This is a genomic window from Arthrobacter sp. SAFR-044 (assembly GCF_059414985.1).
Map to the genome: position 1 here is coordinate 164,417 of NZ_JBPFDN010000009.1, position 17,416 is coordinate 181,832.

Here is a 17,416-nt window from a genome sequence, read left to right on the forward strand (position 1 = left end):
CCATGCCCCGCCCCGCACCGTAATCTGCCAAGGTGAACGCACTTGACCAGGTTCCCCCGGATTTTCTCCACGCCTTGGGAACCCTCAGGAAAGCCCGGTGCCGCAAGGAACTGCACCTGGCCGAGATCCCTGCCCCCGCCCGGTTGGCTCCCTTCGCCGTCGCGCTTGGCGCTGAGGTCATGGCCCCCGGCGCAAGCAGCCTGTCCACGCCCGTTCACGGACCGGCGGCACTGGCGTTCGCCGCCGCGTCCGGTTCCGCCGCCGCAGGAGCTGCGGACGAGGATGAGACGGAACTCGCCACCGGACGCTTCATCCTGCTGCATGATCCGGACGGCTCGGCGGTGTGGGACGGCGAGTTCCGCATCGTCACCTACATCAGGGCCGAGCTGGAACCGGAAATGGGCAACGACCAGATGCTGGGAACTGTGGCATGGACGTGGCTGGTGGAAGCGCTGGAGAACCACAAGGCGGCTTACCGGGCAGCCGGCGGCACGGCCACCCGTGTCCTGTCCGAAAGCTTTGGCACCCTGGCTGGGCGCCCGGGTTCCATCGACATCGAACTCCGGGCCTCCTGGACACCCGATTCGTCCGACGTCCAGGCGCACCTGGAAGCCTGGTCGGACATGGTCTGCACGTTCGCGGGCCTGCCGCCCCTGCCCGACGGCGTGACCGCCCTTCCGCCCCGGCGCAGGAGCTGACCGGGCTTTGACGGACCTGCCCGGTAAACTGGGGGCATCATGACCCCAAACATTCCGGAAAACACCACAGCCGGCGTCCCGGCTGCTGATGCCGCACCCCACATCACGGTGGAGGGCTTTGACAGCCCCATCCCCGAAATCATCGATCTTGACGCACCCCGGGACGGCGTTCCCCTGGTCATCGAAACCCAGTCAGGCCTGGAGCGCTGCGCCGCCGCCATTGCCGCCGGCACCGGTCCCGCCGGCGTTGACGCCGAACGCGCCTCCGGGTTCCGTTACGGTCAGCGCGCCTTCCTGGTCCAGATCCGGCGCGAAGGCGCCGGGACCTGGCTGATCGACCCCGAACCGTTCGGGAACCTGAGCATCATCAACGACGCCCTACGCGGCGTTGAATGGATCCTGCACGCCGCCAGCCAGGACCTGCCCTGCCTGTCCGAACTCGGGATGTGGCCGGACAAGCTCTTCGACACCGAGCTCGCCGCGCGCCTGGCCGGGCTGCCCCGCGTGGGCCTGGCAGCCGTCATCGAACAGCTCCTGGGATTCGGGCTTGCCAAGGAACACTCCGCCGCCGACTGGTCCACCCGCCCCCTGCCTGAGCCGTGGCTGCGCTATGCCGCCCTGGACGTCGAAGTCCTCACCGAACTGCGCGAGGAACTCATTGAGCTGCTCCAGGCGGACGGGAAGCTGGAGTTTGCGGAGCAGGAATTTGCCGCCATCCTCGAAGCCGGCATCGCTCCGCCCCGGGTGGACCCCTGGCGAAAAACCTCCGGCCTGCACCAGATCCGGGACCGCCGCCAACTGGCTGCCGTCCGCGAGTTGTGGCTGGAACGCGACTCACTGGCGCAAAAACGCGACGTGGCACCGGGCAGGCTCATTCCGGACTCTGCCTTGGTAGCGGCCGCGAAGGCCATGCCCGCCACCGTCCCGCAACTGCTCAGCACCAAAGGGTTCCACGGCCGCGCGGCCCAGCGCGAAGCTCCCCGCTGGCTGCGCTGCATCGCCGCAGCACGTGACCTGGAGGAACTGCCGCCCCTGCACCTGCCCACGAACGCCCCGCCACCGCCGAGGGTCTGGGCAGACCGCGACCCCGAAGCCGCCGCCAGGCTGGCCACGGCCCGGCCCCTGCTCCAGGCCAAGGCAGAGGAACTGAACCTGCCGCTGGAGAACCTGTTGACGCCCGACTACCTGCGGCGCGTGGCGTGGCGGCCTCCCGCAGAGCTAACCGAGGACTCAGTTGCCGCTGAGCTGCGGGCGCTGGGGGCCCGCAGATGGCAGGTGGAACTCAGTGCACCGCTGATCGCCGGCGCGTTCCTGAACCCGCAGCCGCTGCCGCCCAAGGAAGCCAAACCCGTCGCCGCGGCCGGCGGCCAGTAACCGTCCTGGACGCAGCCCTTGCGGGCTAAGTTACTCACGAGTAACATCGGTGTGACCGACGCCAGGCTGCTGCCGCCCTCCGGCATGCACCCGGCGCGCCACATCTCGATGAGGAGTTACACGTGAGCCAGCACGGAAGCGGCGCATCTACGCGCACTGTCCGCGACGTCGTCTTTGTGGACGGCATCCGCACACCCTTCGGCAAGGCCGGCGAGAAGGGAATCTACGCCGGAACCCGGGCCGACGACCTGATCGTGAAATGCATCCGCGGCCTGCTGCGCCGCAACCCGTCGCTGCCGGCGGAGCGGATCGACGAGGTGGCCATTGCCGCGACCACCCAGACCGGCGACCAGGGCCTCACCCTGGGCAGGACCGCCGCGCTGCTGGCCGGCCTGCCGCGAACGGTCCCCGGCTTCGCCATCGACCGCATGTGTGCCGGGGCCATGACCGCTGTCACCACTACGGCAGGCGGCATCGGTTTTGGCGCCTACGACGTGGTGATCGCCGGCGGGGTGGAGCACATGGGCCACCATCCCATGGGCTCAGGCGCCGACCCCAACCCCCGCTTCATGTCCGAGCGGCTGGTGGACCCGGCAGCCCTGAACATGGGAAACACCGCCGAGAACCTGCATGACCGCTTCCCCGCCATCACCAAGGAGCGCACCGACGCCTATGCGGTGGCTTCGCAGGACAAGCTGGCTACCGCCTACCGCGAGGGCATGATCCAGCCGGACCTGGTTCCCGTCGCCGCCCGGAAGCCCGGCGAGGGCTGGACTGTCCACAGCAAGGATGAACCGCCCCGCCCGGGCACCACCCTGGACGACCTCGCCGGCCTTCGTACCCCGTTCCGTGCCCATGGCCGGGTCACGGCCGGTAACGCCGCCGGGCTGAACGACGGCGCAACCGCCGCCGTCCTGGCATCCTCCGAGGCCGCCGCCGAACTGGGCCTGCCCGTCAAGATGCGGCTGGTCAGCTACGCCTACGCAGGGGTGGAGCCGGAGGTCATGGGCATCGGTCCTGTCCCGGCCACGGAGAAGGCCCTGAGGAACGCCGGCTTGGGCATCGAGGACATTGGCCTGTTCGAAATCAACGAGGCCTTCGCCGTCCAGGTCCTGAGCTTCCTGGACCACTACGGAATTTCCGACGACGACCCCCGGGTAAACCGCTACGGCGGCGCCATTGCCGTAGGCCACCCCCTCGCGTCCTCCGGTGTCAGGCTGATGATCCAGCTGGCCCGCCAGTTCGAGGAAGACCCCTCGGTCCGCTACGGAATCACCACCATGTGCGTGGGCCTGGGCATGGGCGGCACCGTGATCTGGGAGAACCCGCACCACCCCGACTACAGTGGAACCCCCGCCGGGGAGACCGCCACCGCTACCGTTTCAGAAGGAGCCATGGCATGAGCGCCGCAGATTTCCGCAAGCTGGCTGACCTTTTCCCCAACGAAACCGTCACCCACTCCTACGTGCAGGACATCGTCCTCCCGGGCACCGCGGGGAAGCCGAGCCCCGGCATTTTTGCCTTGGTCACCCTGGACAACGACCTTGACCACACCAAGCCCACCACCCTGGGCCCCAACACTTTGGTGGAACTCGGCACGGTCCTGGGAGGCCTGCGGGACCGTGCCGCACGTGGGGAAATCGTAGGCGTGGGCGTCACCGGCAAGCCGCACTACCTGGTGGCGGGTGCAGACCTCTCCGCAGTGAAGTCGCTGGAAAAGCGCGAGCACGGACTGTGGATGGCACAACTGGGCCACGACGTCTATGCAACCCTGGCAAACCTTGGCGTCCCCAGCTTCGCCTTTATCAACGGGGTGGCTCTGGGCGGCGGCCTGGAGATCGCCCTGCAGTCCACCTACCGCACCGTGTCCACCGGCGGGGGCGCCCTGGCCCTGCCGGAAGCCTTCCTGGGACTGGTCCCCGGCTGGGGCGGCGTCTACATCCTTCCCCGCCTGGTGGGGCCAGAAAACGCGGTCAAGGTCATGATCGAGAACCCGCTCAGCAACAACCGGACGCTTTCAGGAGCGCAGGCCTTCGGCATGGGCATCGCAGACGCCCTGTTCGAACCGGCGGACTTCCTGGAGCAGTCGCTGGCCTGGGCCGCGGGAGTCATCTCCGGCGACGTGGTCCCGGAGCGGCCCAACGCCGTCGACCCTTCCTCCCCCGACGCTGCCGCCCGTTGGACCGCTGCCGTGGATGCCGGCCGCAAATTCGTGGAAGGCAAGACCTCCAATGCCTCCCCGGCGCCCGCGAAAGTCCTGGACATCCTCGAAGCCAACCGCACCGTGACCGCTGCGGAGTCCGCCGCCCTGGAATGCGAAACTTTGGCTGAGCTGATGCAGACGGACGAATTCCGCTCCACCGTCTACGCCTTCCTGGACCTGGTGCAGAAGCGCGGAAAGCGCCCCGCCGGCGCTCCGGACCGCAAGCTGGCCCGGCCTGTCACCAAAGTGGGTGTGGTGGGCGCAGGCCTGATGGCCGGCCAACTGGCACTGCTCTTTGCCCGCCAGCTGAAGGTACCGGTGGTCCTGACCGACATCGACCAGGCGCGGGTGGACAAAGGCGTGGCCTACGTCCACGGCGAGGTGGACAAACTGCTGGCGAAGAAGCGCCTCAGCCAGGACGCTGCCAACCGCACCAAGGCACTGGTGACGGGATCGGTGTCAAAGGAAGCCTTCGCGGACGCCGACTTCGTGATCGAGGCCGTCTTCGAGGAACTGCACATCAAGAAGCAGGTCTTCGCCGAACTGGAGGCCATCGTGTCGCCGGAGTGCATCCTGGCCACCAACACGTCGTCCCTCTCGGTGACGGAGATGGCCGCGGACCTGCAGCACCCGGAACGGCTGGTGGGCTTCCACTTCTTCAATCCCGTGGCCGTCATGCCGCTGCTGGAGATTGTCCGTGCCCCGCGGACCGATGACGCCGTGCTGGCCACCGCCTTCGAGCTGGCCAAGGCCCTGAAGAAGACCGGGGTGCTGGTCAAGGATGCGGCCGCGTTCGTGGTCAACCGCATCCTGCTGCGGCTGATGGGCGACGTGACGGCTGCCTTCGACGAGGGCACCCCCGCGGAAGTGGCGGACACCGCGCTGCGGCCCATGGGCCTGCCCATGACGCCGTTCACGCTGCTGGCCATGGTGGGCCTGCCCGTGGCCCAGCATGTCCAGGAATCGCTGAATACTGCCTTCGGCGACCGTTTCCCGGTCTCCGCCAACCTGAAGAAGCTCATCGACAACAACGTCAAGGCACTGTGGGAGACCGCCCCGGACGGTACCCGGGCCATCCCGCAGTCCACGCTTGACCTGATGTCCTTTGGCTCCAGCCCTTCCACCCCGGAGCAGGTGCTGCACCGCGTCCAGGATGCCCTCGCAGAGGAAATCGGCCTGATGCTGGACGAAGGCGTCGTCGCCGGCCCCGAGGACATCGACCTCTGCATGATCCTGGGCGCGGGCTGGCCCATGTTCCTGGGCGGCATCACGCCGTACCTGGACCGGGTGGGCGCATCGGAGCGGGTCAACGGCAAGCGCTTCCTGCAGCCCGGCGTCGCGTCAAGCCGCTCCCAGGGGTAGGCGCGCCGGCGGTCAGGCCGGAACCAGCCGGCCGCCGTCGAGCGCCAGGACGCGGTGCGCCGCCGCGCGTGCGTAGCCCAGCTCATGGGTGACCAGCACGACGGCGGCGCCCGCCTCCGCTGCCGACCGTACGGCGGCGTCGAGCAGGGCCAGCCCGTCGCCGTCCAGCGCCACGGTGGGTTCATCCAGGGCCAGGACGGCGGGCCTGCGTGCCAGGACGGTGGCCAGGGCCAGCAGGCGTTGGGCGGAGGCCGGCAGTTCAGCTGGATGTTCTTGGGCTGCATCTGCCAGGCCAACAGCCTGCAGTGCCGCTGCGGCGTGGCCGGCCGCCTTGGCCGGACCGACCAGGCGGTCCAGCCCGAACCCGACTTCCCGCAGCACGGTCTGCTCGAACAGTTGGTCACGGGGCTGCTGGAAGAGCAGGCCCACGGACGCTGCTGTTTCTCCCACCGGGACCCCCGCGATGTTGCCGCCGTGGACCAGGACAGTCCCTGCGGTGGGACGCAGCAGGCCGTTGAAGTGCCGCAGGAGTGTTGATTTCCCTGTCCCGTTGGGGCCGGTGACAGCTACGATTTCCCCCGGATGGACTGCCAGATGGACATCCCGGAGCACCATTGCCCCGCGGCCTGGTCCCGGCTCCTGCCTGCGGCTCCTGCCGCGGCGTACCGGCTTTTCCGGGTATCCAAAGGACACCCCGCGCAGCTCCAGCGCGGCGGGGCCCGTGGACGGCTTCTCCACCCGGGGGCTGGAGGGGCGGGGCGCGGGCGTCACAGCGGCTTCCAGGGCGTCAAGGGCGTCAAGGCGCCGGATGGCCGGCGGCAGGAGACCGGAGCCGGGTCCGAGGTCAGCAGGAGGTCCGCCGGCGGTGAGCGTGCCGTCCGCGAGCACCAGCCACGTGCCGGCCTCCAGCAGCAGCGGGTCAACCGCCTGGTTGAGGATCACGACGGCGGTTCCCTGTTTGAGAAGGTCCCGGACCACAGCGGCAAGATCCCGGGCCCCTGCCGCGTCCAGGGAGGCGAGGGGCTCGTCCATGACCAGCATCGGAGGCCCGGGGATGATTGCGCAGCCGATGGCCAGCCGCCGCAGCTGGCCGCCGGAGAGCCTGGCAGGGTCCTGGTCCAGCTGGCCGTCCAATCCCAGCAGGCCGGCGGTGCGCTCCACGGCGGCTTTCATGCCGGCCCGGTCCATGCCGGTGTTTTCCAGGCCGAACGCGAGTTCCTCTGCCACGGTGGCACGGACGGTGGACAGGACGGCAGCCGGGTCCTGCGGGACGAAGCCTACATGCCGGCCCCACTGTGCGGGATCGATCCGCGGGTCCCCCGTGCCGCCGTCGAATTCAAGCCGTGTACCGGCCAGCTCAAGGAATCCCGCCAGCGTTCCGTGGCCGTTCGGTGGCAGCCAGCCGGCCAGCAGGCGGCCCAGGGTGGACTTGCCACTCCCGGATGCGCCCAGGACGGCTGTGAAGGACCCGGGTGCGAAGGAAACAGTGACACTGTGCAGGGTGGGAGCATCCGCCTCGTGGAAGGTGAAACGCCGTATGCCGGCAGCCAACACAGGCGCGGCTGCATTGCTGTCTTTTCCTGAACTGCCGGCATTCCTGTCACTGCCTGGCTTCTGTGGGCCGCCCGTGACCGTGTGTTCAGCCACTCGCGCCTGCCTGCACAACGCGGAGAACCACTGCTGCGAGGGCCATCACCGCCAGGACGGCCCGCCCTGCCCGCTGGGCGGTGGAATCGGGCACCTCCCGGTAGACGGTCCGCGGCCCGCGGCTCGTCAGTCCACGCGCTTCCAGCGCAGCAGCCCGGGTACCGGCGTCCTCGATGAGGGACAGGACCAGGGGAACAGCCTGCAACCTGAATGCGGCCGCCCTGGAAACCAGGCTCCGGGAGATGACCAGGCCACGCGATTCCTGGGCCTGCCTGATCCGGCGCGCCCGCTCGGCGATGGCCGGCAGCAGGGTCAATGTGGACGCCAGCACGAACGCGAACCGGCCCTGCACGCCGCGGGCAGACAACGCCGCCACAAGGTCCGGGACGTTGGCGCTGAAGGAAAACAGCAGGAGGACCAGGACCACTGCGGCCAGCTGCAGAATGCGTTGCCCGGCGAAGTCCAGGCCCTCCGCCGTGATGCGGGCAGGTCCCCACTCTGCCAGGACTGTCCTTCCTTCCGGGAAGAACAGGCCGTGCAGCACCAGCAGGGACAGGCCAAGCGGGACCAGGACTGCCGCAGCGGCGGGCACCATGCGGCGGGCCGTGCCGGCTGCCAGTGACAGGGCAAGGCACGCCGAGACCACGGCGGCTGACAGCACCCAGCTTGCTGCCGCCGTCGTGATCACCGCCGTACTGCAGGCAGCGGCAAGCGAGGTCAGCGGATTAATCCGCTCCCGCCTGGCAGGGGCCGCGGTCCTGCCCGCCGGGGATGCTGTCACGGTGCCCGGCTCAGCCGTTCAGCGCTGAATCGTTGGCCGGTCCCGAAGCACTCCCCGGGGCAGGCGCCTGCGCTGGAGCGTCGGACCGGACGCCGGCCTGCGTGTTTGCCTGCGTCGCCGGGGCCGGGCTGTTTCCGGCGAGTACCCGGTGGTGCCGGATGAAGGGGAACTGCTGGCGCGCCCGGCGGGGCAAAGCGTAGGCCAGGACGGCGACGATGGTGAACACAATCGCCTTGTCCATGGGGTCGGACAGGAGTGCCTGCTTGGTGATGGCGGCCAGGAGGCTGTCCCCCATGGCCCGGAAGGCGCTGACGATAGCACCGGTGGCCACGCCCGACGTTCCGCCATAGACGAAGGCAGCCACAGGGGCGGACACGACACCGGCGATGATCCCGGTGAGGAAACCCGCAACGGGAGCCAAGTAGAAGCGGCGGAAGAGACCGTACCGTGCGGCGAGCCCTGCCAGGCAGCCGATGAGCGCGGCGCCTGCTGCGAACGGCAGCACGGTGGGGTTGAAGAAGGACCAGACGATGCTGCTGAGGGCGCCTGTGGCCGCACCGGCGGCGGGGCCTGCCAGGACGGCGATCAGCACTGTGCCGATGGCGTCGAGGTAGAACGGAACAAGGGTGCTGCCGACAAACTGGCCCAGCACGATGTTCAGGACCAGCGCCACCGGGATAAGCACCAGGGTGGAGGCCGGAAGGGTTGGCAGCACGGCGACGATCAGCAGGACCGCCCCGGCCAGGAAGCCGGTGAGGGCGATCAGGGCCGAGGCGCTGCCCGGACCTCCGGTGATGTCCGCCGGCTGGTTGAGGACCAGGTAGACGTAGGTGGCGGCGATGGCCAGGGCGCCGAGGATCTCAAGCAGCCGGCGGCGCGCTGGGCGTTCCTGGGACGGAAGCGTCAAAGAGGGCGATGACATGGGGACTGTTCCTTCGGGGTGCAGGCAGTGGCCCGGCAGTACCTGGCCGGGATGTGGCTGCCTATGTCACCTCGGCAGCAGCCGGCGGCAACTGCGCCGGGCCGGTCCGGAACACATTCTACCGGCCATCCTCCGGCAGCGTCCCCTTCAGGATTTTCCTGCCGCGCCGGCCGTGGATCCTGCGCCTTACCCCGTCTTCCGGGCCAGGCGCCCCACGGCGGAGACCAGCTCACCGAAGGCCTGCTCCGGGTCGTTGCCGGACACGATCCGGGCGTTCGGGGGTGCGCCCCAGAGTCCCCGATAGTCTGCCACTGTTGTTCCGACGAGGAGCGGCGAGTCCGTTTCGACGTCAACGGTGGCGGGGCGCGCGGTGTATTCGAGCGTTCCGGCGGCCACCCCCGCGGCAAAGACATCGTGGACGTGCGCCAGGTAGCCCTGGTCGTAGAGCCTGTGGAACTCGAAATAGAAGCGCAGGGCGTCCGAAAGATGCCTGATGAGGGTGTTGTCGGAGGTGCTGCGGCGGCCCTCTGGGTCCTCCGGGAGCACCAGTTCCGGAACGGCGGCGCCCGCAGCCCGCGCCAGCGCCTCCACGTGGGCCGGGTGCAGTTCCATGCGTTCAGTGGTGTCCAGCGAGCAGACGATGGGGAGTTTCTCCAGCGGCCGGCCCCGGTACGCGGCGTAGACCTCCTTGGCCGCGTGCGGATCCACGTGGGTGTTCCACTCGGCGGTGGGGGTGGTGTTGCCCTGATGGTAGAACGCACCTCCCATGATCACCACCTTCGCCAGGAGGTCTGGAAGTTCCGGCTCCTGCCGCAATGCGAGGGCGAAGTTGGTGAGCGGGGCGGTGATGAGTGCGGTCAACTCCCCCGGCCTGGCCCTGGCATGTTCGATCCACAGGTCAACGGCGTTCCGCGGGCTGGGTTCGCCTGACGGTCCAGGCAGCACCGCGTAGCCGATGCCCTGCGGCCCGTGGGTTTCAGGAGTGGTGACCAAGGGAATGGAGAGGGGCTTCCGGGCACCCACAGCAACCTGGACACCCGGGCGGCCGCACAGCTCCAGCAGCGCCAGGGTGTTGCGCGCCACCTGGTCGGCATCAACGTTGCCCGGGGTGGCTGTGACCGCCACGATCTCCGTGTCCGGGAGGGCGGCAAGATAGGCAAGGGCCAGGGCATCATCGATGCCGGTATCGACATCCAGCAGGTAGGCGGGCACGGCTGCCTAGAAGAGTGCCACCTTGGGCACGGACGGGAAGATATCGTCCAGGGCGGCGAGATCTTCCGGGGTGGGGGCCCAGTTGGCCGCTTCCGCGTTCTGCCTGACCTGCTCCGGCCTGGTGGCACCCGCGATGACGCTGGCTACCGAGGACTGGGCGGCGAGCCAGGAGAAGGCCACCTCGATCTCCGTCAGGCCGCGCTCTTTTGCGAAGGCGCTGTACCTGCCCAGCTGGTCCCAGTCGGCGTCGTCCACCATGTTGGTGCGGGTGTGGCTGAGGCGGGACCCTTCGGGAGCATGGCCCGGCGCGTACTTGCCGGTGAGCAGCCCGTTGGCCAGCGGGAAGTACGGCAGGACGCCCAGGCCGAATTCCTCCGCAGCCGGGGTCACCTCCAGCTCGGCGCGCCGGTCCAGGAGGTTGTAGTGGTTCTGCGAGGAAATGAACCGGGCCGTGCCCAGTTCGCGGGCCACGTATTCCGCCTGGGCGATCTGCCAGCCGGAGCGGTTGGAGTGGCCGATGTAGCGGACCTTGCCGCTGCGGACCAGGGTGTCCAGCGCTGCCAGGGTTTCATCGATGGGCGTGAGCGGATCCGGGGTGTGGAACTGGTAAAGGTCGATCCAGTCCGTGCCGAGCCGCCGCAGCGAGGACTCAACCGCCTGGATGATGTACCGCCGGGAACCGCGGGCGCCGAAGTCGGGACCATTGGCGCCCTTGGCGTCCATCCCGAACTTGGTGGCAACCACCACGTCGCCCCGCCGGCCGCCGAGGGCCTTGCCCAGCATGGTTTCGCTGAGTCCCGGTTCCTTGCCGTAGTTGTCCGCCACGTCGAACAGCGTGATGCCGGCATCGATCGCGGCGTTGACCACCGCGTCCGTGGCTTCCTGCGACTCCGTGGCGGTGTTGGCCCGGCCCAGGTTGTTGCAGCCCAGGCCAACTGTGGAGACGGTCAGTCCTGATTTTCCAACGCGGCGGTAACTGGTCACGGACGCCTCCTAAAGGCTGAAGCTGCTGGCGGTCTTGGCGGAATGCTTGAGTTTGAAGTGGTCCGGGTCGCTGTACGGGGCAGCCCCGATGCTGAGCTTGGTGAAGTCGAGGTCCTCGCCGCGGGCGCACACCTTGATGGCGTTGACTGCCTTGTTCACGTCCGGGCACAGGCAGAAGATATTCAGCTTGTAATCGGTGAATTCGGACCGCTCCACGGTTCCCAGGCCCCGCCACGCCAAGTGGCTGATGAGCGCGTACTTGGCCTTCTGCTCAAGGCGGCGGTCCCGGTCGGTGCCTTCCTTGGTCTTGAGGGCGAACTGCGCCACCACCCAGAACTGTTCCTCGTTGGGGACCTCCGCGTATCCGTCCTCCGCGCACTGTGCGGCAAAGGCGTCCAGGAGGCCCTCGGCAGCGCCGGCATCGGGGACATCGGTCTCCTCGGTCTTGCTCTGGTGCCCCACGGCACCGAAGTTCATGACGAACTGGGAGTATTCCTCGTCGAACCAGGCCTCCCGGAACTGGAGGACGCCCTCGTCGTCGCGCTTGTAGACCCTGACAATGCCGCTCATGTGGTGCGTCCTTTGGTAAACCATTCGACGTCGGTGCCGTCGAATGGCGCGTGCTGTGCCTTCACGGCGTGGTAAAGCCCGTCCGCGGCAGCCTGGATGTCCTCGATCAGCCGGTGCGGGTAGTGCATGGAGACGCTGTGCTCCGCGAACTCGTCCTGGTCGTCGATGAAGACGCCGCGGGCCGCGGTGCGGATGACATCAAGGTCCATGTCGATCACATGGAACTCAGTCACGGCGGGCCGGATGTGGGTCCACTCGTGGCCTACCGCCAAGTCGATGTAGACCCGTACTCCGCCGGGGTGGGCTGAGTCGTAGAACGTGGCCACCCAGTCGCCCTGGCGCGGCACCAGCAGGACAGCGTCCGAGCGGGTGTAGAACGCGGCGCCGGGGCGGGAACAGAACTCGTTGGTGCCCTGGAAGATCCACCACCCGTGCTGGTCCTCGCCAAGGTAGCGCCCGGGGACCACCCAGTGGGCCTTGCCGTTCCATTTCCGGTTCCGGGAGACCACCAGCTGGCCCGGCTGCAGCCCGTTGGGGACTCGGGTGGTGGTGGTGTGCAGGACTGCTCCGGACTCCCCCGCAGGGCCGGGGTACTTCAGTTCATCCTCGTCCCTCACAGGATCGGAAGGCTGCCGGTGGTGGGGTGCTGCTGGCCCGGCAAGGGCCGCGCAAACGGAACCTTCGTGCCCAGGACCTGCGCGACGACGTCGTGCGTGATCTGCTGGGCGGTCAGCCCAACGCGCTCCAGCACCTGGTTGCGGGTGCCGTGGTCAAGGAACTCAACCGGCAGGCCCACCTCGTTCAGGGCGGTGTCGACGCCTGCGGCACGCATCTCCTGGCGGATGCGCGAGCCAACGCCGCCCGCACGGACGCCGTCTTCGATGCAGACCACCAGGCGGTGGTGTGAAGCCAGCGCAATGATGGAACGGCGGACAGGAAGGACCCAGCGCGGATCAACCACGGTGGTGCTGATGCCCTGGGCGCCGAGCCGGTTCGAAACGTCGAGGGCCAGTTCGGCCATGGCACCAACGCTGACGATCAGCACGTCGTTTTCCGTGGAGCCCGAAGGCCGGCGGGCGAGGACGTCCACGCCGTCACTGAGGCGTTCCAGTGCCTCGACGGCGGGGCCGACGGACCCCTTGGAGAAACGCACCACACTGGGGGCGTCGCTGATGGCAACGGCCTCGCGGAGTTCCTCCCGGAGCCGGGTGGCGTCACGGGGTGCGGACAGGTGCAGGCCGGGGACGATCTGGACCATGGCCATGTCCCACATGCCGTGGTGGCTGGCGCCGTCCGGGCCGGTGACGCCGGCACGGTCCAGGACGATGGTGACGCCGGCCTTGTGGAGGGCGACGTCCATGAGCAACTGGTCGAAGGCCCGGTTCAGGAACGTTGCGTAGACGGCAACCACCGGGTGCAGGCCGCCAAATGCCATGCCCGCGGCAGCCGTGAGCGCATGCTGTTCGGCAATGCCGACGTCGATGACGCGCTTGGGGTGCTTGGCCGCGAACTTGTGCAGGCCCACCGGGATCAGCATGGCGCCGGTGATGCCGACAATGTCGTCGCGTTCGTCGGCGATGGCGGCGATCTCGTCCGCGAACACGGAGGTCCAGGACTGGGCGCCGCCGGTGCCGGTGGGTTCGCCTGTTTCGGGATCGATGATGCCGACGGCGTGGAACTGGTCGGCTTCGTGGGCGCGGGCCGGAGCGTACCCGTGGCCCTTTTCCGTCATGGCGTGCACGATGACGGGACCGCCGTAGTTCCTGGCCGTGGAGAGCGCGTGCTCCATGGCCTGGAGGTTATGGCCGTCCACCGGGCCGATGTACTTCATGCCGAGGTCCTCGAACATGCCCTGCGGCGCCCACCAGTCCTTGATGCCTTTTTTCATGGCGTGCAGGCTCTTGTAGGTGAATTGCCCCACGGGGCCGCCGTCCTGCAGCTTCTTCTTCCACCAGTCAAGCGCGCCCTCGTACGCCGGGGCGGCGCGGAAGGAGTCGATGGTGGGGCGCAGGGAGGCAAGGTAGTCCGCGAAGCCCCCGACCGTGGGGGCGTAGGACCGGCCGTTGTCGTTGACCACGATGACCACGCGGCGCTTCTTGTCCGCCGCAATGTTGTTGATGGCTTCCCAGGCCATGCCGCCGGTGAGGGCACCATCGCCGATGATGGCCACCACGTGCCGGTCGCCTTCGCCGGTGAGCTGGCGGGCCCGGGAAATGCCGTCAGCCCAGGACAGGGACGACGACGCGTGGGAGCTTTCCACAATGTCGTGTTCCGATTCGGCCCTGTCCGGGTAGCCGGAGAGGCCGCCTTCCTGGCGGAGCGTGCTGAAGTCCTGGCGCCCGGTGAGCAGCTTGTGGACGTAGGACTGGTGGCCTGTGTCAAAGACGATGCTGTCGCGGGGGGATTCGAAGATGCGGTGCACGGCAAGCGTCAGTTCCACGACGCCGAGGTTGGGCCCGAGGTGGCCACCCGTCTGGGAGACGTTCGTGATCAGGAAATCCCTGATCTCCGAAGCCAGCTGTTCCAGCTGTTCCTCGGTCAACTCGTTCAGGTCCTGCGGATTCCGGATGGTGTCCAAGATTCCCAATGACCCCTCCTTCGGGTGGTAGACATGCCGTTTAACTCTAACGCCTCGGTCCGCAGGGCCGGACGTGGCTGCAAAGCCGAAGCCCCGGCTGGTCGGTGACCGGCCGGGGCTTCGGGGAGGTTGGTGCCTGAGCGGCAGTTCCCGCTAGTTCGCGGAGATCTGGCGCAGCACGTACTGCAGGATGCCGCCGTTGCGGTAGTAGTCCGCTTCACCCGGGGTATCGATACGGAGCACGGCGTCGAAGGACTTCGAGGAGCCATCCTCGGCGGTGGCGGTGACCTTCAGGGTCTTGGGCGTGGTGCCCTCGTTAAGGGCGGTGACGCCCTCCACCGAGAAGGTTTCCGTGCCGGTCAGGCCCAGGCTGGCAGCGTTCTCGCCGGCCGGGTACTGCAGCGGCAGGACGCCCATGCCGATGAGGTTGGAGCGGTGGATGCGCTCGTAGCTCTCGGCGATGACGGCCTTGACGCCCAGCAGCGCGGTGCCCTTGGCTGCCCAGTCGCGCGATGATCCGGAACCGTACTCCTTGCCCGCCAGGACCACCAGCGGGGTGCCGGCCGCCTGGTAGTTCTGCGCGGCGTCGTAGACGTATGCCTGCGGACCGTCAGCCTGGGTGAAGTCGCGGGTGAAGCCACCCTCAACGCCGTCCAGGAGCTGGTTCTTGATGCGGATGTTCGCGAACGTGCCGCGGATCATCACTTCGTGGTTGCCACGGCGTGAACCGTAGGAGTTGAAGTCCTTGCGCTCCACGCCGTTGGCCAGCAGGTACTGGCCGGCGGGGGTGTCGGACTTGAAGGAACCGGCCGGGGAGATGTGGTCGGTGGTGACCGAATCGCCGAGCTTCAGGAGCACGCGGGCACCCGAGATGTCCTTGACGGGCTCCGGCTGTGCCTGCATGCCCTCGAAGTACGGGGGCTTCCGGACGTAGGTGGAGTTCGGATCCCAGGCGAAGGTGTCGCCGGCCGGGGTGTCCAGTGCCTTCCAGCGGTCGTCGCCGTCGAAGACGCCTTCGTAGCCCTTGGCGAACATGTCCTTGTCGATCGAGGAATCGATGACCTGCTGGACCTCAACCGGGTTGGGCCAGATGTCCCTCAGGAAGACGTCGTTGCCGGCCTCGTCCTTGCCGAGGGCGTCGGTTTCGAAGTCGAAGTCCATGGAACCGGCCAGGGCGTACGCGATGACCAGCGGCGGGGAGGCCAGGTAGTTCATCTTGACGTCCGGGTTGATGCGGCCTTCGAAGTTGCGGTTGCCCGACAGGACGGCGCTGACGGCGAGGTCGTTGGCCTGGATGGCCTCGGAGATCTCTGCTTCCAGCGGGCCCGAGTTGCCGATACAGGTGGCGCAGCCGTAGCCCACGATGTAGAAGCCGAGCTTCTCCAGGTACGGGGTCAGGCCGGACTTCTCGTAGTAGTCGGTGACTACCTTCGAGCCAGGTGCGACGGAGGTCTTGACCCAGGGCTTGGCGGTGAGGCCCTTTTCGACGGCGTTGCGCGCCAGGACGGCGGCGGCCAGCATGACCGAGGGGTTGGACGTGTTGGTGCAGGACGTGATGGATGCGATGGTCACCGCGCCGTGGTCCAGCTCGAACTCGCGGCCGTCAGCCATCTTGACCGGGACCGGGCTGGTGATGCGTCCTGCGCCGCCGTGGGCTGCGGAGTACTTGGGCGGTTCGCGGTCCGTGTCCGAGACGTGCGTAGCGCCGGAGGTGAAGGACGGGGCGTCGGAGGCCGGGAAGGTCTCCTCCAGGGACTCGTCCAGGGTGCCGGCGTTGGCGTCGTGGGCAACGTAGTTCTTGAGGTCGTGGCGGAACTCGTCCTTGGCCTCGGTCAGTTCGATGCGGTCCTGCGGGCGCTTGGGGCCGGCGATGGACGGAACAACCGTGGACAGGTCCAGTTCCAGGTACTCGGAGAACTTGATGTCGCGGGAAGCATCGTGCCAGAGGCCCTGTTCCTTGGCGTAGGACTCCACGAGGGCCACGTTCTGCTCGGACCGGCCGGTGAGGCGCAGGTAGTCAAGGGTGACGTCGTCGATGGGGAACATGGCAGCGGTGGAGCCGAACTCGGGGCTCATGTTGCCGATGGTGGCGCGGTTGGCCAGCGGCACGGCTGCAACGCCCTCGCCGTAGAACTCCACGAACTTGCCCACCACGCCGTGCTTGCGCAGCATTTCGGTGATGGTCAGCACCACGTCGGTTGCGGTGGCGCCGGCGGGGATGCTGCCGCTGAGCTTGAAGCCCACGACGCGCGGGATGAGCATGGAGACGGGCTGGCCAAGCATGGCAGCCTCGGCTTCGATGCCGCCCACGCCCCAGCCCAGCACGCCCAGGCCGTTGACCATGGTGGTGTGCGAGTCGGTGCCGACGCAGGTGTCAGGGTAGGCGCGGAGCGCACCGTCCACTTCGCGGGTCATCACCGTGCGGGCCAGGTATTCGATGTTGACCTGGTGCACGATGCCGGTTCCCGGCGGAACCACCTTGAAGTCGTCAAACGCGGTCTGGCCCCAGCGCAGGAACTGGTAGCGCTCACCGTTGCGCTGGTATTCGATCTCCATGTTGCGCTCCAGTGCGCCGGAGTTGCCGAAGGCGTCGATCTGCACCGAGTGGTCGATCACCATTTCGGCGGGTGCCAGCGGGTTGACCCGCTTGGGGTCGCCGCCCAGGTCCTTGACCGCTTCACGCATGGTGGCCAGGTCAACCACGCAGGGGACACCGGTGAAGTCCTGCATGATCACGCGCGCCGGCGTGAACTGGATTTCTGTATCGGGTTCCGCATTCGGATCCCAGCCTGCCAAAGCGCGAACGTGATCGGCAGTGATGTTCGCGCCGTCCTCGGTCCTCAGCAGGTTTTCAAGCAATACCTTGAGGCTGAACGGAAGGTTTTCTGCACCTTCAACGGAGTTCAACCGGAAAATTTCGTACTCGGTTCCGGCTACATTAAGTTTGCCTTTTGAACCGAAGCTGTCCACAGTGCTCATCGCAGGACTCCTCTCGCAACAGTTTCATCTTTGTCGCGCGGTTGACCGCCTGCTAGTTAGGAAGCCCTAAGTAGTTCCAGGGCCCGAAAATTTGCACACGGCCGGC

13 protein-coding genes are annotated in these 17,416 nt (G+C 67.8%); 4 read left to right on the forward strand and 9 right to left on the reverse strand.

Annotation, left to right across the window (positions count from 1 at the left end):
- Positions 1 to 32: 32 nt before the first annotated feature.
- The 4 genes from ACR65J_RS15180 (at position 33) to ACR65J_RS15195 (ending at position 5,637) form a co-directional block, all read left to right on the forward strand.
- Positions 33 to 698 carry a DUF3000 domain-containing protein gene (locus ACR65J_RS15180; protein ID WP_440170487.1) on the forward strand — a complete coding sequence of 222 codons (666 nt, stop codon included), beginning with the start codon at positions 33 to 35 and terminating at the stop codon, positions 696 to 698.
- Positions 699 to 737: 39 nt separating this feature from the next.
- Entirely contained in the window at positions 738 to 2,072 is a 1,335-nt protein-coding gene (locus ACR65J_RS15185; RefSeq protein WP_440170489.1) for an HRDC domain-containing protein, read from the forward strand.
- Between the two features lie 122 nt (positions 2,073 to 2,194).
- Positions 2,195 to 3,475, forward strand: coding sequence for a thiolase family protein (locus ACR65J_RS15190; RefSeq protein ID WP_440170492.1), 1,281 nt, complete (start codon positions 2,195 to 2,197; stop codon positions 3,473 to 3,475).
- Entirely contained in the window at positions 3,472 to 5,637 is a 2,166-nt protein-coding gene (locus ACR65J_RS15195; RefSeq protein WP_440170494.1) for a 3-hydroxyacyl-CoA dehydrogenase NAD-binding domain-containing protein, read from the forward strand. Before ACR65J_RS15190 ends, ACR65J_RS15195 begins: the two co-directional genes overlap by 4 nt.
- 12 nt (positions 5,638 to 5,649) lie before the next feature.
- On the opposite strand, the gene ACR65J_RS15200 is transcribed toward ACR65J_RS15195, so the two are convergent.
- The 9 genes from ACR65J_RS15200 to ACR65J_RS15240 all read right to left on the reverse strand — a co-directional run bounded on the left by ACR65J_RS15200 (position 5,650) and on the right by ACR65J_RS15240 (position 17,310).
- Positions 5,650 to 7,191 carry an ABC transporter ATP-binding protein gene (locus ACR65J_RS15200; protein WP_440170621.1) on the reverse strand — a complete coding sequence of 514 codons (1,542 nt, stop codon included), beginning with the start codon at positions 7,189 to 7,191 and terminating at the stop codon, positions 5,650 to 5,652.
- A gap of 85 nt (positions 7,192 to 7,276) precedes the next feature.
- Entirely contained in the window at positions 7,277 to 8,065 is a 789-nt protein-coding gene (locus ACR65J_RS15205) for an energy-coupling factor transporter transmembrane component T (protein WP_440170496.1), read from the reverse strand.
- 10 nt (positions 8,066 to 8,075) lie between these two features.
- Positions 8,076 to 8,987 (reverse strand): ECF transporter S component, encoded by a 912-nt coding sequence (locus tag ACR65J_RS15210; RefSeq protein WP_440170499.1) that lies wholly within the window; start codon positions 8,985 to 8,987, stop codon positions 8,076 to 8,078.
- 186 nt (positions 8,988 to 9,173) lie between these two features.
- Positions 9,174 to 10,199, reverse strand: coding sequence for a nucleoside hydrolase (locus ACR65J_RS15215; RefSeq protein ID WP_440170500.1), 1,026 nt, complete (start codon positions 10,197 to 10,199; stop codon positions 9,174 to 9,176).
- 6 nt (positions 10,200 to 10,205) lie between these two features.
- Positions 10,206 to 11,183: an aldo/keto reductase gene (locus ACR65J_RS15220; protein ID WP_440170502.1), complete on the reverse strand. Its 978-nt coding sequence runs from the start codon at positions 11,181 to 11,183 to the stop codon at positions 10,206 to 10,208.
- Positions 11,184 to 11,192: 9 nt separating this feature from the next.
- On the reverse strand, positions 11,193 to 11,753 hold the full coding sequence (locus ACR65J_RS15225; protein WP_440170505.1) for a hypothetical protein: 561 nt from the start codon (positions 11,751 to 11,753) through the stop codon (positions 11,193 to 11,195).
- On the reverse strand, positions 11,750 to 12,370 hold the full coding sequence (locus ACR65J_RS15230; RefSeq protein WP_440170507.1) for a DUF402 domain-containing protein: 621 nt from the start codon (positions 12,368 to 12,370) through the stop codon (positions 11,750 to 11,752). The genes ACR65J_RS15225 and ACR65J_RS15230 overlap by 4 nt, the downstream gene beginning before the upstream one ends.
- Positions 12,367 to 14,340, reverse strand: coding sequence for a 1-deoxy-D-xylulose-5-phosphate synthase (gene dxs, locus ACR65J_RS15235; RefSeq protein ID WP_440170510.1), 1,974 nt, complete (start codon positions 14,338 to 14,340; stop codon positions 12,367 to 12,369). The genes ACR65J_RS15230 and dxs overlap by 4 nt, the downstream gene beginning before the upstream one ends.
- A 144-nt stretch (positions 14,341 to 14,484) precedes the next feature.
- Positions 14,485 to 17,310 carry an aconitate hydratase gene (locus ACR65J_RS15240; RefSeq protein WP_440170513.1) on the reverse strand — a complete coding sequence of 942 codons (2,826 nt, stop codon included), beginning with the start codon at positions 17,308 to 17,310 and terminating at the stop codon, positions 14,485 to 14,487.
- Positions 17,311 to 17,416: the final 106 nt, after the last annotated feature.

What these genes read in the sequence shown, in the direction of transcription:
- ACR65J_RS15185 (WP_440170489.1), top strand. Translation starts at nt 738, where the DNA reads ATGACCCCAAACATTCCGGAAAACACCACAGCCGGCGTCCCGGCTGCT.
- ACR65J_RS15195 (WP_440170494.1), top strand. Translation starts at nt 3,472, where the DNA reads ATGAGCGCCGCAGATTTCCGCAAGCTGGCTGACCTTTTCCCCAACGAA.
- ACR65J_RS15210 (WP_440170499.1), bottom strand. Translation starts at nt 8,987, where the DNA reads ATGTCATCGCCCTCTTTGACGCTTCCGTCCCAGGAACGCCCAGCGCGC.
- ACR65J_RS15225 (WP_440170505.1), bottom strand. Translation starts at nt 11,753, where the DNA reads ATGAGCGGCATTGTCAGGGTCTACAAGCGCGACGACGAGGGCGTCCTC.
- ACR65J_RS15240 (WP_440170513.1), bottom strand. Translation starts at nt 17,310, where the DNA reads ATGAGCACTGTGGACAGCTTCGGTTCAAAAGGCAAACTTAATGTAGCC.